Source organism: Hyphomicrobiales bacterium (assembly GCA_016125495.1).
Taxonomy (GTDB): Bacteria; Pseudomonadota; Alphaproteobacteria; order Rhizobiales; family RI-29; genus RI-29.
On the sequence record WGLQ01000008.1, the window covers coordinates 141,437 to 159,711 of the forward strand.

General features: G+C 66.9%; 14 protein-coding genes. 3 read left to right on the forward strand and 11 right to left on the reverse strand.

The window, feature by feature from the left end:
- The first annotated feature begins 126 nt into the window (after positions 1 to 126).
- Positions 127 to 828: a transcriptional repressor LexA gene (lexA, locus tag GC150_08320; GenBank protein MBI1384897.1), complete on the forward strand. Its 702-nt coding sequence runs from the start codon at positions 127 to 129 to the stop codon at positions 826 to 828.
- A 138-nt stretch (positions 829 to 966) separates the two neighbouring features.
- On the opposite strand, the gene GC150_08325 is transcribed toward lexA, so the two are convergent.
- Positions 967 to 3,612: a DUF4131 domain-containing protein gene (locus tag GC150_08325; protein MBI1384898.1), complete on the reverse strand. Its 2,646-nt coding sequence runs from the start codon at positions 3,610 to 3,612 to the stop codon at positions 967 to 969.
- 47 nt (positions 3,613 to 3,659) lie between these two features.
- On the opposite strand from GC150_08325, the gene GC150_08330 reads away from it, so the two are divergent.
- Positions 3,660 to 5,102 carry a glutamate--tRNA ligase gene (locus GC150_08330; protein ID MBI1384899.1) on the forward strand — a complete coding sequence of 481 codons (1,443 nt, stop codon included), beginning with the start codon at positions 3,660 to 3,662 and terminating at the stop codon, positions 5,100 to 5,102.
- 135 nt (positions 5,103 to 5,237) lie between these two features.
- Positions 5,238 to 6,551, forward strand: coding sequence for a citrate (Si)-synthase (gene gltA, locus GC150_08335; protein ID MBI1384900.1), 1,314 nt, complete (start codon positions 5,238 to 5,240; stop codon positions 6,549 to 6,551).
- Positions 6,552 to 6,578: 27 nt separating this feature from the next.
- Here the strand turns inward: gltA and lpxB are convergent, their stop codons facing one another.
- From lpxB to GC150_08385, 10 genes are all read right to left on the reverse strand, one after another.
- Positions 6,579 to 7,778 (reverse strand): lipid-A-disaccharide synthase, encoded by a 1,200-nt coding sequence (gene lpxB, locus GC150_08340; protein MBI1384901.1) that lies wholly within the window; start codon positions 7,776 to 7,778, stop codon positions 6,579 to 6,581.
- Entirely contained in the window at positions 7,775 to 8,752 is a 978-nt protein-coding gene (locus GC150_08345; protein ID MBI1384902.1) for a DUF1009 domain-containing protein, read from the reverse strand. Before GC150_08345 ends, lpxB begins: the two co-directional genes overlap by 4 nt.
- A complete protein-coding gene (gene lpxA / locus GC150_08350; protein MBI1384903.1) occupies positions 8,742 to 9,533 on the reverse strand; it encodes an acyl-ACP--UDP-N-acetylglucosamine O-acyltransferase in 792 nt (263 codons plus the stop codon). The genes GC150_08345 and lpxA overlap by 11 nt, the downstream gene beginning before the upstream one ends.
- Before the next feature lie 45 nt (positions 9,534 to 9,578).
- Positions 9,579 to 10,094, reverse strand: coding sequence for a 3-hydroxyacyl-ACP dehydratase FabZ (gene fabZ, locus GC150_08355; protein ID MBI1384904.1), 516 nt, complete (start codon positions 10,092 to 10,094; stop codon positions 9,579 to 9,581).
- 109 nt (positions 10,095 to 10,203) lie between these two features.
- Positions 10,204 to 11,247, reverse strand: coding sequence for a UDP-3-O-(3-hydroxymyristoyl)glucosamine N-acyltransferase (lpxD, locus tag GC150_08360; GenBank protein MBI1384905.1), 1,044 nt, complete (start codon positions 11,245 to 11,247; stop codon positions 10,204 to 10,206).
- 293 nt (positions 11,248 to 11,540) lie between these two features.
- Positions 11,541 to 13,844 carry an outer membrane protein assembly factor BamA gene (bamA, locus tag GC150_08365; protein ID MBI1384906.1) on the reverse strand — a complete coding sequence of 768 codons (2,304 nt, stop codon included), beginning with the start codon at positions 13,842 to 13,844 and terminating at the stop codon, positions 11,541 to 11,543.
- A gap of 179 nt (positions 13,845 to 14,023) precedes the next feature.
- Positions 14,024 to 15,184, reverse strand: coding sequence for an RIP metalloprotease RseP (gene rseP, locus GC150_08370; GenBank protein MBI1384907.1), 1,161 nt, complete (start codon positions 15,182 to 15,184; stop codon positions 14,024 to 14,026).
- 66 nt (positions 15,185 to 15,250) lie between these two features.
- Positions 15,251 to 16,513 carry a 1-deoxy-D-xylulose-5-phosphate reductoisomerase gene (locus GC150_08375; GenBank protein ID MBI1384908.1) on the reverse strand — a complete coding sequence of 421 codons (1,263 nt, stop codon included), beginning with the start codon at positions 16,511 to 16,513 and terminating at the stop codon, positions 15,251 to 15,253.
- A gap of 23 nt (positions 16,514 to 16,536) precedes the next feature.
- Positions 16,537 to 17,439 (reverse strand): CDP-archaeol synthase, encoded by a 903-nt coding sequence (locus GC150_08380; GenBank protein ID MBI1384909.1) that lies wholly within the window; start codon positions 17,437 to 17,439, stop codon positions 16,537 to 16,539.
- Positions 17,439 to 18,176 (reverse strand): isoprenyl transferase, encoded by a 738-nt coding sequence (locus GC150_08385; GenBank protein ID MBI1384910.1) that lies wholly within the window; start codon positions 18,174 to 18,176, stop codon positions 17,439 to 17,441. Before GC150_08385 ends, GC150_08380 begins: the two co-directional genes overlap by 1 nt.
- Positions 18,177 to 18,275: the final 99 nt, after the last annotated feature.

Here is an 18,275-nt window from a genome sequence, read left to right on the forward strand (position 1 = left end):
TTTGTACGGACGGCAGTCCAACGTCACATCCGAGACCGCCAACCAGCGAACCCGGGGACGTTCACCGAGACGCACCGATCCGCTACGATCGAAACGAAAAGAAGCGAATGGGGAGCCGACCAAATCATGCTGACCAGCAAGCAACGTGACCTGCTCGAGTTCATCCACCTTCGCCTGGAGCAGTCGGGCGTGCCGCCGTCCTACGACGAGATGAAGGATGCGCTCGAGCTGAAGTCGAAGTCCGGCATTCACCGCCTCATCAAGGCCCTCGAGGAGCGTGGCTTCATCCGCCGTCTGCCCCATCGGGCCCGCGCGCTCGAAGTCGTCAAATTGCCCCAGAGCATGGAGCGCGCCGGCGCTGGTCAAACCCCTGTCGCGGGCTCCCGAATGACCGTCATCGAAGGCGGGCGGAAGTCGACGGTCGGCCCGGCCACGATGCCGGAGGGCCTCGTCACCGTGCCCATGATGGGGCGCATCGCCGCCGGCGTGCCGATTTCCGCCATACAGGAGCACAGCCACGACCTCCAGGTGCCACCGGACCTGCTGACCCGCGGCGAGCACTATGCGCTCGAGGTCAAGGGCGACTCCATGATCGACGCGGGCATCCATGACGGCGACCTCGTCATCATCCGCGAATCCAACACCGCCGAGAATGGGGACATCGTCGTGGCGCTGGTGGACCGTGAGGAGGCGACCTTGAAGCGCCTGCGCCGGCATGGCTCCTCGATTGCCCTCGAAGCTGCCAATTCGGCATACGAGACGCAGATCTATGGGCCGGGCCGGGTCGATATCCAGGGCCGGCTCGTCGGGCTGATCCGCCGCTATTGACCCGCCGCCAGTGCGAGCCGCTCCCAGGCATGGCGAGTCCCGCCTGACGCGGCTCGGTTGTTGGGGCGGCGGAGGCGGGTGTTCGCTCGCTCACAATCCACAGTCGGGAGCGGCCGGGCGCGCGTCGAGCGGCCCCGTTCAGAGCGGATCGCGTGCCGTGGCGGCTTGGCTGCCGTCGGTGTCATGCCCGTTGTCATCCGTCTCGTCAGCCGCCTCGTCGCCGGCCGTCGCCGCACCCGCCGCTTCGTCGTCACCTCCTTCGTCTTGGCGGCCCGATCCGCCGGACCGCGGTGCCGAAGCCCCCTCCTGAGCCTGCTGGCGGCCTTCCAGCGCACCGCCGGACGAACCGGTCGCATCAGGCGGTGCCCCGGCCGCCCCTTGGTCTGGCGTCGCGGCGTCGCTCCCTTCCGGATCGCGTGGTGCTGCCGGCCGTGCTCCGGCCCGGGGCACCGGAGCATTCCAGGGCCGCAGGCCGGCAGTCTCCCTTGCCGTTTCAATCCGCAATTCTCCGTCCTGCCCGATGCGAATTGCATGCACCCCGCCGCGTCGCAGTTGTGACGCCCCGATCGCCAGCCTCCCGTCATCGCATCCTGCCGGGAGCACCGTCCTGGCGATGACGATGTCCGCCAGCCGGCAGTCCTCGACCAGCGCCGAGGCATCCAGTGGAGCAGCGATCCGGAGCCCCTGGACCATGGCCGTGCAGCCCCGCTGGTCGCATTGAAAGCCCTTGCCCGTCGCCGCCGAGACCGGATCGCGTGTGTCCCCGTCGCTCTTCAGCCAGCTCTGCCAGGAAAAGCTGCGCGCCTGTCGCGGTTCCACCGAAAGCTGGCCGTCCTTCAGGCGGATCGCAATCGGCCGTCCCGCTTGGCCGATGAGGACGTCGGGCCGCTCGCGCATGGGCGCGGTGACGACCGCTCCCATGACGGCGAGCACGCCGAGCAGGCGCCACCGACCGCGCCAGATGACCACCCAGAGCGCTCCGACCGTAAACAGCCCGATCGTTGCGACCGGCATTTCGGCGACGGCTCGCACGGCTCCCGGCTGCGCCTGCACCCAGAGCGCGATCTCCGCCACCAGGGCGATCGCGGGCGCCACCAGCGCCAGAACCGGCCCCTCGAGCCCGAACGGCATCGCCAGCAACGCGACGAGCGCGAGCGGCATGATGACCAGGGTCACGACGGGAACGGCAAGGAGATTGGCGACCAGCGAGAGCTGCGCGAACGTGTGGAAATGGAAGGCGGCGATCGGTGCCACGGCCAGCGAGGCGATCAGCGTCGTTGCTCCGACCCCGGCAAACAGGCCGAGCGCCCAGTCGAGTGGGCGGCGCCAGAGCGGCCTCGAGCGCCGTGCACGCGGATCCGTCGCATGGCCACGAGACGCCTGCCAGTCACGCCACGCCTCATAGAATGCAACCAGCCCCACGACCGCGGCGAAGGACATCTGAAAGCCAACGTCGAGCAATGCATGGGGCGTGAAGGCGAGGATCGCCAGCGCCGCGAGCGCAACGTTGCGCAGCGAGATGGCCGGACGTCCGAGCATGCTGGCAAGGAACATGAGGGCGAGCATGATGAAGGCGCGCTGCGTTGCCAGCGAGGCTCCGGAGACCATCAGATAAAGGGTCGCGGCAACGAGCGCCAGGAGCGCCGCGATCGTCTTGATCGGCCAGCGCAGCGCGAGTGCGGGGATGCCGGCAAGAGCCAGCCGCAGGGCCCAGAAGACCGTGCCAGCCACCACCGCCATGTGCAGGCCCGAGATCGCGAGGACGTGCGAGAGCCCGGCATCGCGCAGTGCCTCGACGGTCGCCTCGGGAATGGCGCTGCGATCGCCGGTGACGAGTGCCACCAGCAGCGCGCCCTCGCGCCCGCCGAGCCCGGCGCGGATGCGTTCCGCGATCACCTCTCGGGTCTGCTCGATGAACACGGCCATCCGTGTCGGCACGCCGATTGGCCGACTGCTCTCGACAACCACCGGAGGGCCGACGGCAAAGCCGACACCGCCGATGCCTCGGAACCACGCCGCCCTCGCAAAGTCGTACCCTCCGGGCTCGGCCGGGAGCGGCGGCGGCTGCAACCGTGCGGCGATGCGCACCGTCTGGCCGGGCGCCGGTGGCTGGAAGGTCTCCTTGAGCCGCACCACGATCCGCACGCGCGCCGGCAACGCCTCGCTCGCCAACCCCTCGATCGCCTCCGGAGCGAGTGTGAGGCGAAGGCCTGCCTCCGCCCGTTGCTCGACCCGCACGAGGCGTCCGGTGACCTGCCGCATCCCGAGGCCCTCCGGCACTCTTGGCGCGGCGAGCCGCAGCGTCTCGAGCTTGCCCGCCAAGACGCCGAGCGCCGCAAAGAGGAGGAAGCCAGTGAGCGCCGGGCCGATCGTGCCATGCGTCGCCAACGCCCGCAGGGCCCCTGCCATCGCAACCAGGGCCAGCAGCACCAGGAGGCTCGGCTCGGAGGCGAACGCGAAATAGCTCGCAATGCCCGTTCCAAAGGCAAGTGGTGTCGCGAGCGGCCAACGCGCCCCGTCACGCTCGCGTTCGAGTTGCAGCGACAGCCAGGTGAGGGGACCCGCCGCACCCGGTGTCGGACGCGGTCCGGCTGGCGCTGGCAGCGGCCACCATGGTCGGCGAAGCAGGGCGTGCACGGCAAACCGCGAACCGGTCAGACGGCCCCTCGCCCCGACCGAGCCCGTGTCGCCGGTCGTCGAGGCGGGCCCGAGCGTGGTTGCGGTCGGCCGCGAGCCGTCGTCCCCCACCATCACGCCCTCCCCTATCGTCGATCCGCCCGGCATGTTAGAGGACGGCGCAAATCCGCACCAACACCGAGCAGGACCTTCACGTGACCGAACAGGTTGTGACGCGATTTGCGCCGTCCCCGACGGGATTTCTCCATATCGGCGGGGCACGGACCGCGCTCTTCAACTGGCTCTATGCGCGCGCGAGGGGCGGCCAGTTCCTGCTGCGGATCGAGGACACCGATCGCGCCCGCTCGAGCGAGGCCGCCGTCGGGGCGATCATCGAAGGCCTCGGTTGGCTCGGACTCGAGTGGGACGGCGAGCCGATCCACCAGTTCGCCCGCGCCGCGCGCCACCGCGAGGTCGCCGAGGCGATGCTCGCCTCGGGCACGGCTTACAGGTGCTACGCAACGCCCGAGGAACTCGCCGAAATGCGCGAAAAGGCCCGCGCCGAGGGCCGCGCGCCGGGCTACGATGGACGTTGGCGCGACCGCGATCCGAGCGAAGCTCCCGCCGGCGGCGCCTATGCGGTGCGACTCAAGGCCCCGCGCGATGGGGAAACGGTGATCGAGGACCGCGTGCAGGGCCCCGTCGTCTTTGCGAACGAGAACCTCGATGACCTCGTGCTGCTGCGCAGCGACGGCACCCCGACCTACATGCTCTCGGTCGTCGTCGACGACCACGACATGGGCGTCACGCACGTCATTCGCGGTGACGATCACCTCACCAACGCCGCCCGTCAGACACAGATCTTCAGGGCGATGGGCTGGACCGTGCCGGTGTTCGCGCACGTGCCGCTGATCCACGGGCCGGATGGCGCAAAGTTCTCCAAGCGCCACGGCGCGCCCGGCATCGAGGACTACCGCGCCATGGGCTATCTGCCGGCGGCGCTGCGCAACTATCTGGTGCGCCTCGGTTGGAGCCACGGCGACGACGAGATCATGTCGAGCGCCGAGATGCTGGCCTGGTTCGATATCGACGACGTCGGGCGCTCGGCCGCACGCTTCGACTTCGCCAAGCTCGGCAACCTCAATGGCCACTACCTGCGCCAGACGCCGGACGCCGAGATCGTCGCGCAGATGCGCCGCGATATCGTCCACTACCGAAAGCCGAGCGAGGCGATGGCGGACCTGCCCGAGGCCCTCTCGGAGGCGCATTGGTCCCAGCTCGAGCGCGCCATGGCCGGCCTCAAGGAGCGCGCCCGCACGCTCGTCGAAATCCTCGACAACGCCCGCTATCTCTACGTGGAGCGCCCCCTCGCCCTCGACGAAGCGGCCAGCCGGCTGCTCGACGGGCCGGCCCGCGAGATGCTCGGCGAACTCGCCGCGAACCTCGAAGAGGTCGCGGACTGGCGTCCCGAGACCATCGAGGCGGCTGTCAAAGCCTTTGCCGAGGCTTCGAGCCTCAAGCTCGGCAAAGTCGCCCAGCCCTTGCGCGCCGCGCTCACGGGCCGCGCCCAATCGCCGGGCATCTTCGACGTCCTCCACGTGCTCGGTCGTCAGGAGTCCATTGCACGTGTCCGCGATAAGGCAGGCACGCGATCGTGACCTTGCAGTCGCGACCTGCTGATCGAAGGTCGTCTTGTGCAGTGCGTCATAGATGTCTAACGATTGACCAGCCGCAGGCGCCTGCCACTTCGTTGAGCGCGCGGCCGATGCCGTCCACAGCCGATGGAGCCCCCGATGAACGATCCACGCCAAGTCGCCTCAGGCGCCGCCGATGCCGAGCTTCGCATCGGCCAGTCGAGCCTTCAGCTTCCGGTTCGACACGGCACGATCGGCCCCTCGGTCGTCGACATCACCAAGCTCTATGCGAGCCGCAAGGTCTTCACATACGATCCGGGCTTCACCTCGACGGCCAGCTGCGAGTCGAAGATCACCTACATCGACGGCGACGAGGGCAAGCTCCTCTACCGTGGCTATCCGATCGACGAGATCGCCGAGCGCGGCAACTTTCTCGAGACCTGCTACCTCCTGCTGTACGGTGAACTCCCCAATGCCAGCCAGTTCCGCGACTTCGGGGACCGCATCACCAAGCATACGATGATCCACGAGCAGATGAGCCGCTTCTACACCGGCTTTCGTCGCGACGCGCACCCGATGGCGGTGATGTGCGGCGTGGTCGGCGCGCTCTCGGCGTTCTATCACGACAGCACCGATATCCACGACCCGCACCAGCGCCTGATCGCAAGCTACCGCATGATCGCCAAGATGCCGACGATCGCCGCGATGGCCTACAAATACTCGATCGGCCAGCCTTTCATGTATCCGCGCAACGATCTCGATTACGCCGCCAATTTCCTCTACATGTGCTTCGCGGTGCCCTGCGAGCCGTACAATCCCGATCCGATCCTGGCGCGCGCGATGGATCGTATTTTCATCCTTCACGCGGACCACGAGCAGAACGCATCGACCTCCACCGTCCGTCTCGCCGGCTCCTCGGGCGCCAACCCGTTCGCCTGCATCGCGGCCGGCATCGCCTGCCTCTGGGGCCCGGCCCACGGCGGCGCCAACGAGGCGGCCCTCAACATGCTGGAGGAGATCGGCACGGTCGATCGCATCCCCGAGTACGTCAGGCGCGCCAAGGACAAAAACGATCCCTTCCGCCTCATGGGCTTCGGCCACCGCGTCTACAAGAATTACGATCCGCGCGCCAAGGTGATGCAGCAGAGCTGCCACGAAGTTCTCGACGCTGTCGGCGCCCGCAACGAGCCGCTTCTGAAGGTCGCCCTCGAACTCGAGCGGATCGCTCTCGAGGACGAGTATTTCATCGAAAAGAAGCTCTATCCGAACATCGATTTCTATTCCGGAATCACGTTGCGCGCCATGGGCTTCCCGAGGTCCATGTTCACCGTCCTTTTCGCGCTCGCGCGCACCGTCGGCTGGATCGCCCAGTGGCAGGAGATGATGAACGATCCCGAACAGAAGATCGGCCGCCCGCGCCAGCTCTATACCGGCCCCGTCGAGCGGTCCTACGTGGCGATGGACAAGCGCTGAGCGGTCACGATCCACGCCCGGGCAAAGCTAGGCACGCCCGGGCGTGCCTTCGCGCGCGATGTGCGCGAGAACCACGTCGGCGGCGGCAGCGCTCGGGCTCTCCCCGCTCGCCTGCATGATTTGATCGAGTCGCCCGAGCGCTGCGATCTGGTCGCGGCGCTCCGGCGTTTCAGCGAGCAGTGGCACGACGGCCGCCGCGAGCCGCTCCGGCGTGCAGGCTTCCTGGACGAACTCCGGAAAGGCGTTCTCGGCCAGAACCAGGTTGGCAAGCACGATCGAAGGCACCTTCACCAGGAAACGCAGCCGTGCGGCGAGCGGGTCCAATCGATAGGCAACGACCATCGGCACGCCGGCGAGCCCGAGTTCGAGCGTCACCGTTCCCGAGGCCGCGAGTGCCGCGTCGGCGAGCACGAAGGCCGCGAATTTGTCGTCGCTGCCCGTCAGCACATGCACGTGAACCGGCCAGCCGGCCGTGCCGGCCCTGACGGCCTCCTCGACCCCTTGCACGGTCGGCAGCAGGATTTGGAGACCCGGGAAACGCTCCGCGATCCGCCCGACGGCCTCGCCGAACACCGCCAACAGCCGCCCGACCTCGCTCATACGACTTCCGGGCAGAACCACCAGAACCGGCCGTGCGCGGTCGAGCCCGAGCCGGACCGCGAGCGCACCCGCTTTTTCCTCTCCAGGCCGCATCTCGGCGAGCCGCTCGATCATCGGATGGCCGACGTAGGTGCAGGCCGGTCCGCCAAGACGCCGGTGCGCCTCCGGCTCGAAAGGAAGGAGGGCGAGCACGTGGTCGACGTAGGGCCGCATCTTGCGCGCCCGTCCCGGCCGCCAGGCCCAGACGCTCGGGGAGACATAATCGATGATCGGCACGGCCGGCAGCTTGCGGCGCACGCGCTTTGCGATCGGATGCGTGAACTCGGGACTGTCGACGATGAGGAGCAGATCGGGGCGCGCCGCAACGACCGCATCGACCGTGCGATAGACACGCCTGATCAGCATCGGCAGACGGCCAGCAATCGCGAGCGGCCCCATGACGGCGACGTCCGAAAGCGGAAAGAGCGATTGGAGCCCCTCGGCTTGCATGCTTTCGCCGCCGACCCCGACATAGCGAGGCCGATGATCGAGACGGCGGTTGATCTCAGCCATCACCTTACCGGCCAGAAGGTCGCCAGAGTGCTCGCCGGCTACGATCGCGAGCGTGAGCCGGGTGCCATCCGTCATGCCCCAGCGTCCCCTGCGCCTTCATCGTCAACGTGCGCCATGGTGGCGGCCTGCGTCTCGTGCGCGAGACCGACGAGGAAGAGCCCGGCCTCGTCGGCCGCCCGGATCGTCGCCTCTCGATCGGCGACGAGCACGCTTTCGCCCATGATCGCGATACCGGCGAGCCCGGCCTTGCTCGCCAGAATCACGGTGTTCGGCCCGACGGCCGGCATATCGACGCGCAAGTCCTGACCTGCCTTGGGACCCTTGAAGAGGACCCCGACGCGCACGCCGCTCCGACCGCGTCCCCATTGCTGGAGGCCGACGCAGCGCTCCAGCATCCGGTCGGTGCCCTCCGCGGCCTCGACCGCGAGAACATGCCCGCGCGCCACCACGGCGGCTTGACCGATGTCGTGGCGCGCGAGCGAGGCAACGACGTCCCGTGCCTTGGCGATATCGGCGAGGTCACCTCTTGTGGGGCGATGGCGGCCGAGAACGCCGAGCCCCGCCAGGAGTTCTGGCGCCACCTCGTGCGCTCCGACGACGCGCAGACCCCGGCTCTCGAAAAAGCGGATGATGCGCCCGAGCAATTTGTCATCCCCTCCGCGCGTCAGACCGAGGATCAGCGGAAGCGCCATGAGCCCTCCGAGATCGAACCGGACGCTCGCCAGGTCCGGCCGGCGGGCCCCGCCGATGATCACGAGGTCGCGCGCGCCAGCGCCGCGCATCGCCCGCATCACCCGCCCGAACTCGCCGAGGCCGGCCCAGGTATGCGGATAGGCTTCGATGCCGGGATCGGCAAGGCCGCGCAAACCGACGATGTGCAGCGCCCTGCCCCGTTCGCGCACCAGCGCCGCCACCATCAGCGGCAATTCGCCGCTGCCCGCGATGATGGCGAGGGGATGGGCCTTGCCGCCGACGTGTCCGGGCGCCCCGGATCGGGCAATGACCGCAGCGGGCGCCCCCGCGCCCTCGCCCGCCGCCTCAGCGCCCATCCGGCAGGCAGAGCGCGCGATGGGACGAGGCGCGAATGAATTCGAGAATGCGCTGGACGCACACGTCGGCGCCGAATTCCTCCTCGACGTCGTGCATCCGCTCCTGCAGCGTTCCCTCGGTCGCAAAGAGCATCCGATAGGCCTTGCGCACGCCATGGATCTGCTCGCGATCGAAGCCACGCCGCTTCAACCCGACGAGATTGAGCCCCTGCAGCGAAGCGCGGTCGCCGACCGCCGTGCCGAAGGGAATGAGATCGTTCTCGAGGCCGGACATGCCACCGAGGAAGGCATGGGCGCCGATGCGCACGAACTGGTGCACGGCCGACAGGCCACCGAGGATCGCGAACTCCTCGATCACGCAATGGCCCGCGACGGTCGCGTTGTTGGCGAGGATGACGTTGTCGCCGATGAGGCAATCGTGCCCGACGTGCGAGCCGACCATGAGGAGGCAATTGGAGCCGACCTTCGTCAGCATACCGCCGCCCTCCGTGCCCGGATTGATGGTGACGTGCTCGCGGATCCGGTTGTTGTCGCCGATTTCGAGGCGGCTCGGCTCGCCGTGGTACTTGAGGTCCTGCGGCACGTGCCCGATCGAGGCGAAGGGAAAGATCGTGTTGCCCCGACCGATCGTCGTCCTGCCCGCTATGACGACGTGGGACTTGAGCTCACAGCCCGGCCCGATGACGATGTCGCCTTCGAGGACGCAATATGCCCCCACGATCACGTCATCGGCGATCTGGACCCCGTCGCCGATGATCGCTGTGGGATGGATGCGGGTCATTCTGTCCGTGCCCTTTCTGCGGGCGCTCCCGCTGCCGGTCGAGGCTCAGTCGTTGTTGGCGCCGGACGATGCGGCAAGGCGAGCCATATGCTGCTCCTTGTCGACGATCATCGCGCTGATCTCGGCCTCGGCGACGAGCGCTCCTTCGACACGCGCCTCGGCATTGAAACGCCAGACCGGGCCGCGGTTTCGGATCTTCTCGACGTGGTAGCGGACCTGATCGCCGGGTTTGACCGGACGACGAAAGCGCGCCCGGTCGATCGACATGAAATAGACGAGCTGCGGCTTGTAGTCCGCCTCCAGGCTCGAGACGCAGAGCGCCCCGGCCGTCTGCGCCATGCCCTCGATCAGCAACACGCCGGGCATCACCGGGAACTCCGGAAAATGACCCTGGAAGAACGGTTCGTTGATCGAAACGTTCTTGATGCCGACGCAGGACTGGTCGCCCTTCATCTCCACGATGCGATCGATGAGCAGGAACGGATAGCGGTGCGGCAGCAGCTTGAGGATACGAGCGATATCGGCACTTCCCAATGCCGCGCCGCGCTCTTGTTCGTTCATTCTGTCCCTCCTCGCAACCCACGGCGGAGCGGTCCTGCCGCCCCTTCTGCCTCGCACCGGCCACTCCCGTGCCCGCCACCCTTCGAGGCGATGCCGTCCGTTCGTCCCCTCAGCTCTCCTGCTCCCGCCGCTTGGACAGCCGATGCAGTGCTGCCACCTCACGCGCCCATTCCGCCTTGGGACGAGCCGGAAAGCCTCCATAGACAGCATGGGCCGGCACGTCGCGGGTCACTCCCGAGCGCCCGGCGATCTGCGCCGCCGTGCCAATGGTCAGGTGACCCGCGATCGCCGATTGGCCACCGATGACCACGTAGTCCCCGAGCACCGTGCTGCCAGAGACCCCGGATTGGGCAACGATGACGCAGTGTCTTCCAATGCGCACGTTGTGCGCAATCTGCACGAGATTATCAATCTTGGAACCTTCGCCGATCACCGTGTCCTTGAGTGCGCCGCGATCGACGGTGCTGTTGGCTCCGATCTCGACATCGTCCTGAATGATGACACGCCCGATCTGCGGCACCTTCATGTGTCCCTGGCGCCCCATGGCGAAGCCGAACCCGTCCTGGCCGATCTGCACCCCGCCGTGAACGATCACCCGGTTGCCGACCAGCGCATGGGTGATGCTCGCGTTCGGGCCGACGTAGCACTCGCGACCGATGGTCACGCGGTAGCCAATGACGGCGCCCGGCGAGATCACACAGCCGCGCCCGATCATCGCTTCCGGCCCGACCCAAGCTGCCGGCGAAATCGACGCCCCCTCCTCGATGCGGGCGCTCGGATGGATCGAGGGCGTTCCTGGAGAAAAGTCGGTGGAGACGGCTGGACGCAGCGCGGCCGGGTAGTACAGCGCCAGCGTTCGCGCGAACGCGCGATAGGGATCGCTGGTGACCAGCGCGAGCGTGCCTCCGGGCACGCGCTCGGTGAGTTCACCACGCACGATGCAGGCACCTGCCCGGGCGCCCGTCAGATGGCGGACGTACTTGGCATTGTCGATGAACGAAACATCGTGCTCGCTGGCCTCGTCGATCGCGCGCACGTCGTGGATGAGCCGCTCGCGATCAGCGTCACTCGCGACCAGTTGCGCACCGATGGCGTCCGCCACGGCATGTGCCGGGAACGGACCGTGCCGCTCGTAAAAGCCTGGATGGTCCATGCCACCGTCCCGCCCGCTGCCTTGGCTGTGCGGCCTCGTGGTTGCGCCGCTGGCGCAATGCACCGACGGCAAGTCCAGGCTCGCGCGCCAGCCTATAGCGGGAAAGCGAGCCATGCACACCAGTGCCGGCGAGCTTGCTGCGCAATTGTGTGGATCAGTTGGCGGATGGTACGCAAGCAGCACCATCCGGTCCGGCTCCCGGACCTTAGTGAGCTGGCTCCCATCGTCCCAAAACGCAGATGGCCGGCCCCGAGCGGGAACCGGCCATCGTACGAGTGCAGCCGACCAGGGCGTCAGAAGCGTGTGGTCGCCCCGAACCGGAATTCCTGCTCCTTGTCGTGGTCCTCGGAGGTCAGGATGTATGCGAAGTCCGCACGGAGTGGGCCGAGCGGCGAATCCCACAGGAGGCTCGCACCGACGGAGGCCCTCAGAGCGTGATCCTCGCCGACGACCGTCGTCGTGTTCAGATCGACCGCCGGAATGTCCCAGAGGCTACCCGCGTCGGCAAAGAGGGCGCCACTGATGCCAAGTTCCTCGGGAATCAGCGGGAACGGGAACCGCAGTTCGGCAGTGACGGCATAAAACATCGTCCCGCCGAGGCCATCGTCCGTGATCGCGTCGCGCGGACCGTAACCGGCGCGCTCAAAGCCGCGAACCGTCTCACCGCCTTTGTAGAAGGCATCGATCAGGCGGACGTCCTCACCGTTCCAGCCGGCGATGTGGCCGCCGACCGCCCGACCGACAAGTGTCCAGCCCTTGGCGAAAGAGTAATAGGCACGTCCCTCGATCTGGCTGCGGATATAGAAGACGTCACCACCGACACCGGCGAGGTCCTGCTCGAACGCGAGATAGAAGCCCTCGGTCGGCTTGGATGCATGGTTGCGGCCATCGTAGGTGATCGAATAGCCGACCGACGACACGTTGCTGACGCCGGCCGCGTCCTTGACCGCCTGCGAAGCGTTGGCGTCCACGTCGTAAACCTCGTCACGCACGAACGTGTAGCGCGTGTTCATCCACACGCTCTCGGCGAGCGGGAACCCCAGCCGAAGGCCACCGCCCGACTTGCGGCTGCGGAACGAGGACTCCGTCGTCAGGTCCACCTCCTTGTGGAAGACGTCGAAGCCCGCCGACATGTTGCGGTCGAGGAAGCGGGGTTCGGTGAAAGCAAGGTCGATCTGGAGACGCTCGGCGCTCCCGGCCAGCTTGAGGCGGATGAACTGCCCGCGACCCATGAGGTTGCGCTCGCTCAGCGCGATGTCACCGATGACGCCCTCGCTCGAGGAGAAGCCACCACCGAACGAGATCTCGCCCGTCGACTGCTCCTGAAGATTGACGTTGAGAATGACCCGATCCGGCGCCCCGCCGGGCTCGCGTGTGATCTCGACCTTGCTGAAGAAGCCGAGGCCTTGAAGGCGCTTACGGGCACGGTCGACCAGGAGCCGATTGTAGGCATCGCCCTCCGCGAGGCGGAATTCCCTGCGGATCACGTAATCGCGCGTGCGCACGTTACCGATGATGTTGATGCGCTCGATGTATACGCGCGGGCCCTGTTCGATGTGGTAGGCGATGGCGATCGTGCGCGAGATCGGATCACGGTCGGCGCGGGGCCGCACCTGGGCGAATGCATAGCCCTGCTCGGCGACCATCAGCGTCAGTTTCTCGACGGTCTTCTCGACAGCCGAGGCATCGTATTTGTCGCCGATGTCGGACGTCACCGCCGCCTGGAGCGCCACGGTGTCGATCTCGGTCAACGACGTCGCGATGGACACGTCGCCGAAGGTATAGATCTCGCCCTCGTCGATGGTGAACGTGATGAAGAAGCCGTTGCCCGAGCGGTCGAGATCGGCGGTGGCCGCGATGACGCGCGCGTCGGCATAGCCGTTGGTCAGGTAGAACTGGCGCAGCAGTTCGCGGTCCAGCCTCAAACGATCCGGGTCGTAGATGTTGGTCGGCTTGAGGAAGCTCAGCAAGCCGGTCTCGGACGTCGTTATGACGTCGCGCAGCTGGCCATCCGTGAATGCGCGGTTTCCGACGAAGGCGATGTTCTGCACCTTCGTCTCCGGGCCTTCCGAAATCTCGAACACCAAGTCGACCCGGTTCTGGTCGAGTTCGATGATCACCGGATTGACCTGCGCGGTGAACATGCCCTGGCGACTGTAGACATCCAGAATTCGCTGGACGTCCGCCTGCACGCGGGCCCGCGTCAGCACCGAGCGGGATTTCAGCTGAACCTCGGTCTCGAGCGTCTTGTCGTCGATCTCCGAATTGCCTTCGAAGACGACCCTGTTGATGATCGGATTCTCCACGACGAACACGACGACCGTCGTCGAGCTGCGTCGGATCGACACGTCGGCAAACAGACCCGTGGCGAACAGCGCCTTGAGCGACTGATCGACCTCGAATTCGTCGTAGCGATCGCCGATGGTGAAGCGGAGATACGAGCGCACGGTCTCAGGTTCGACCCGCCGGTTGCCCTCGACGCGGATATCCCTGATCACCGTCTGCGCCCAGGCTGGCTGCGTCGTCACGCTGCTCGCCCCGGCGAAAGCGCCGAGAAACACGAGCGTGAGGCACAGCGCAGCGAGCGCGCGACCCATCATCGTTTCCTTTGAAGGCATTCTCTCGGTGCCCCTTGACGCCATGTCCCCCAACCAGTCCCACCCCTGGCGGAGGTGCGACTGGCATTTCTGACCGATTCTCGCGTTCCCAGTATGGCGCGCCATACCCGCTGTCGGTCAATTCTGATCGTGCGCGGCCCCCCAGCCACACCGAGCACCTAGGACGCGACCAAACTTCGCACCCAGGAATCGATCTCGGCGTAGATCTCCGGCCCGTTCACCGCGATCATTATCATCAGGATCACCGCCAGGCCAATCTTGAAACCGATCTCCTGGGTGCGTTCCCCGAGCGGCTGTCCCCGAAAAGCCTCAACGGCATAGAACATCAGGTGACCGCCATCGAGCACGGGGATCGGCAGCAGGTTGATGACTCCGAGACTGATCGAGATGAGCGCAATGAAGGTCATGTACTCCGTGAGGCCCAGCGATGCCGCCTCGCCGGCCGCCTTGCTGATGGTCACGAGACCGCCGACGGCACCGCCGCCCGACGAGAAGGTCACCAGCCGGGCGAGGAACCCGAAGGTATCGGAGACCAGTTCCCAGGTCTTCGTGACGCCCAACCAGACGGCCTCGGGTACGCCGACCGGGCGATAGGTGCGCTCCTCGTCGGTTGCCCTGTACTGGATGCCGAGACGCCCCTCCTGGACCTCCTTGTTGAACCGTGTGCTGACCACCGTATCGGGGGTCGCCTTCAATTCCAGGACCTGGTCACCACGCTTGATCACGAAGGCCAGTTCGTGGCCCGGATTGAGCGAGACGACCTTGCGGAAATCCTGAAAGCGTCGAACCTCGCTGCCGTCGATCGCCAGAACCACGTCGCCCGGCTGGAAACCCGCCACGGCCGCCGCGCTGCCCGGTGTCACAACGTCGATGCGAGGCTTCGTCTGAGCCTCGCCGATCGCCCCGTAGAGCGCCGCGAAAATGACGATCGACAACAGGAAGTTGGCGAGCGGTCCGGCCGCCACGACCGCCGCGCGCTGCCAAACGGGCTTGCTTCGGAACATGCTGGCGCGCAGCTCCGGCGGCACCTCGCTCTCGGACCGCCCGGTCGCGCTCGCGGCATCGGCGTCGTCGATGAACTTGACGTAGCCACCGAGCGGGATCCACGCGAACCGCCAGCGCGTGCCAGAGCGCGCCGTCCATCCGAAGATCTCCGGCCCGAAGCCGATAGAGAACGTTTCAACCCCGACCCCGCACCAGCGCGCCACCAGATAGTGTCCGAGTTCGTGGATGAAGACCACAGCGCTGAACAGGAAGATGACCGCGAATATGACGTTCACGGTGCCGAGATTCTCGACGAATTGGCCCAGGATATCCATTCCGGGTTGCACTCCTGACGCCGCGCCCCGCCGCACGGCATGGTTACAGAAGAGTTGCCGACGGGCTCAACGCATCCGGCTCAGCAACCCGTATGCCAGATCGCGTGCTTCGCCGTCGATTGCAAGGGCACCGGCGACATCGGCGGGGGCGCCAGATAGGCGTTCGTGCGCGAATTCCCCGAGCGTGCGTTCGACCAGTTCGGCAATTCCAGGAAAACTCAGCCGTCCGGCGAGGAAAGCCTCGACGGCCACCTCGTTGGCGGCGTTGAGTACCGTGCAGGCCGTGCCCCCGGTCGCCATGGCCCGACGTGCCAGCTCGAGCGCCGGAAACCGCCTGGGATCCGGTGCCTCGAAGGTCAAGCGGCCGACCGCGACCAGATCGAGCCGCGCCACGGGCGTGTCGACGCGCAATGGCCAGCTGAGACTGTAGGCGATCGGTGTGCGCATGTCGGGCGTGCCCATCTGGGCCAGCACCGAGCCGTCGCGATAATAGACGAGGCTGTGGATGATCGACTGTGGATGGACCACCACGTCGAGTTGTTCCGGGCGAACGGCGAAGAGATGCATCGCTTCGATCAGCTCGAGTCCCTTGTTCATCAATGTCGCGCTGTCGATCGTCACCTTGGCGCCCATCGACCAATTCGGATGCTTGAGTGCCTCGGCGGGGGTCGCCACCGCCAACGCTTCGCGCGAGTGCTGCCGGAACGGGCCGCCCGAGGCCGTCAGCACGATCTTCTCGATGCTTTCCGGACCCGACGCATCGAGCGCCTGGAACGCCGCCGAGTGCTCGGAATCGACCGGCAGCACCGTGGCGCGGCATGCGGCGGCGTGTTGCATGAACGCCTGTCCGGCCGCCACGAGGCATTCCTTGTTGGCGATTGCGATCGTCTTGCCCTGGCGGATCGCCTCCCAGGTCGGCGCCAGCCCGGCCGCCCCCGAGATGGCGGCCATGGTCCAATCCGCCGACCGCGCGGCGGCCTCGATCAAACCATCCGGACCGGCGGCCGCGATGATGCCGCTGCCGGAAAGCGCCTCCTTGAGCACGCGGTACTGGCTGGCATCGCCAACGGCGGCAACCTCTACCTTGCCGTCGCGCGCCACGGCGGCGAGTTCCTCGGCATTCCGGTTGGCCGTGACCGCCACGAGCCGGTAGGCATCGCCGCCACGCCGCACCACGTCGAGCGTGCTCTTTCCGATCGACCCCGTCGCGCCGAGAATGGTCAGTCGCCTCGGTTCGCCCGAGCCGCGGCCGGCCAATCGAGAGCCGTGCTCGCCCAAATCGTTCCCCTCTGCTTGTCGAGCCGAGGGCCCACGGCAGTGCCGCCCCATCGCGCTCGCGATAACCCCGCGCCTCAGAGCACCGCCGGCCAGACGAACAGGGCCCGCCCCGGCAGCAAACCGTTGACCAGGGAAGCGACGACCGCCGCCGTCAATGCCGCGATCATCAACCCGTCGACCCTGTCGAGCAACCCACCGTGCCCTGGAATGAGACCGCTGATGTCCTTGCGGTTGAAGTTCCGCTTGATGGCGGATTCGAGGAGATCGCCCATCAGCGTCGACAGCGACAATAGCGCCCCGATCGCCGTGGCGACCCAGATCGAGGTGGGCCCACCCATGCCGAAAAGGAAGAGATTGCTGGTCAACACGCCGCTCGCCAGCCCGCCGATGAAACCGGCCCAGGTCTTGTGCGGCGAGATGCGCGGGGCGAGGCGCGGTCCTCCGATCAGCCGACCGCAGACGAGCGCGGCACTGTCCGTCGCCCAGACCACGGCGAGGATGAGCAGCACCGCCGCGAGGCCATAACCAGGATCGGAGCGCAGCCAGACGAGGGCGATTGCGGGCAGTGCCACGTAGAGCACACCGAGGGCCGAAAGGCCCGGCCGCCGGCCGATGCTGAGCCCAGCCACCAGTGCCGCGGTCGCCACCACCACCACGAGCCCCTCGACCGGTAGCCCACCAGCCACCAGCCCGGCCGCGATCGCCGTCAGAACCGCCTGAGCCTGGAACGCCCGATCCCGCAGGTCGTTCGCACCGCGCACCAGTTCGCCCCATTCCCAGGCCAGTACCGCTGCCCCGCCCGCCACCAGCACGGCGAACGGCTCCACACCGAGCACCGTGATCAAGAGGACGATCGGCATCAGCGCCGCGGCCGAAAGAACGCGCAACGTTAGCTCGCGCGACCAGCCGAGCCCTGGGCCCCGTGCCTGGCTCGTCTCGAGCTGACTGCCCACCTTGTTGTCGATCGACTTGCTCATCACTCCTCGGCCCCCGTGGCCAGGCCGCCGAAACGGCGCTCACGCTGAGCATACTGCCGGATAGCCACTTCGAGCCACTCCTTGTCGAAATCCGGCCAGAGCACGTCGACGAAGACGAGTTCGGCATAGGCGACCTGCCAGAGCAGGAAGTTCGATATGCGCACCTCCCCGCTGGTGCGGATCATGAGGTCGAGCGGGGCCAGTTCCCGCGTCGCCAGTTCTCCCTCGAAACACGCCGCATCGATCTCACCGGGCGTGAGTTCACCGGCGGCAACGCGCTCGGCGAGCCTGCGCGCCGTCTCGACGATTTCGTCGCGCGCGCCATAATTGAAGGCAACGGTGAGATGCAGAACGCTATTCCCGGCGGTCGTTCTCTCGGCCTCCTCGATGAGTGCGAGGATGTCCGCATCGAGGTTGTGGCGCGCGCCAATGACACGAATACGGACGCCGTTCTCGTGCAGCGAGGCGAGGTCCCGGCGGATGAAGTGCCTCAGCAGATCCATGAGATCGACGATCTCGGACTGCGGCCGGTTCCAGTTCTCGGACGAAAAACTAAAAATAGTCAGATACTTGATGCCGAGTTCCATGGATGCGCGGACAGTTCGCCGGACGCTCTCGACGCCGCGGCGATGGCCCTCGGTTCGCGGCAGGCCTCGCGCCCTCGCCCAGCGCCCGTTGCCATCCATGATGATCGCGACATGGCGCGGCAACGCACCCACGGCCCGATGAAGGGTCATGGCCTCGCTGTCGCTGACTGCCACGGGATTTGGCTTCATGGCTTGGCCTGCGGTTCTGCGCCGGGCGACGTCGCGGCGCTGACGGCCGTGCTCGGCACC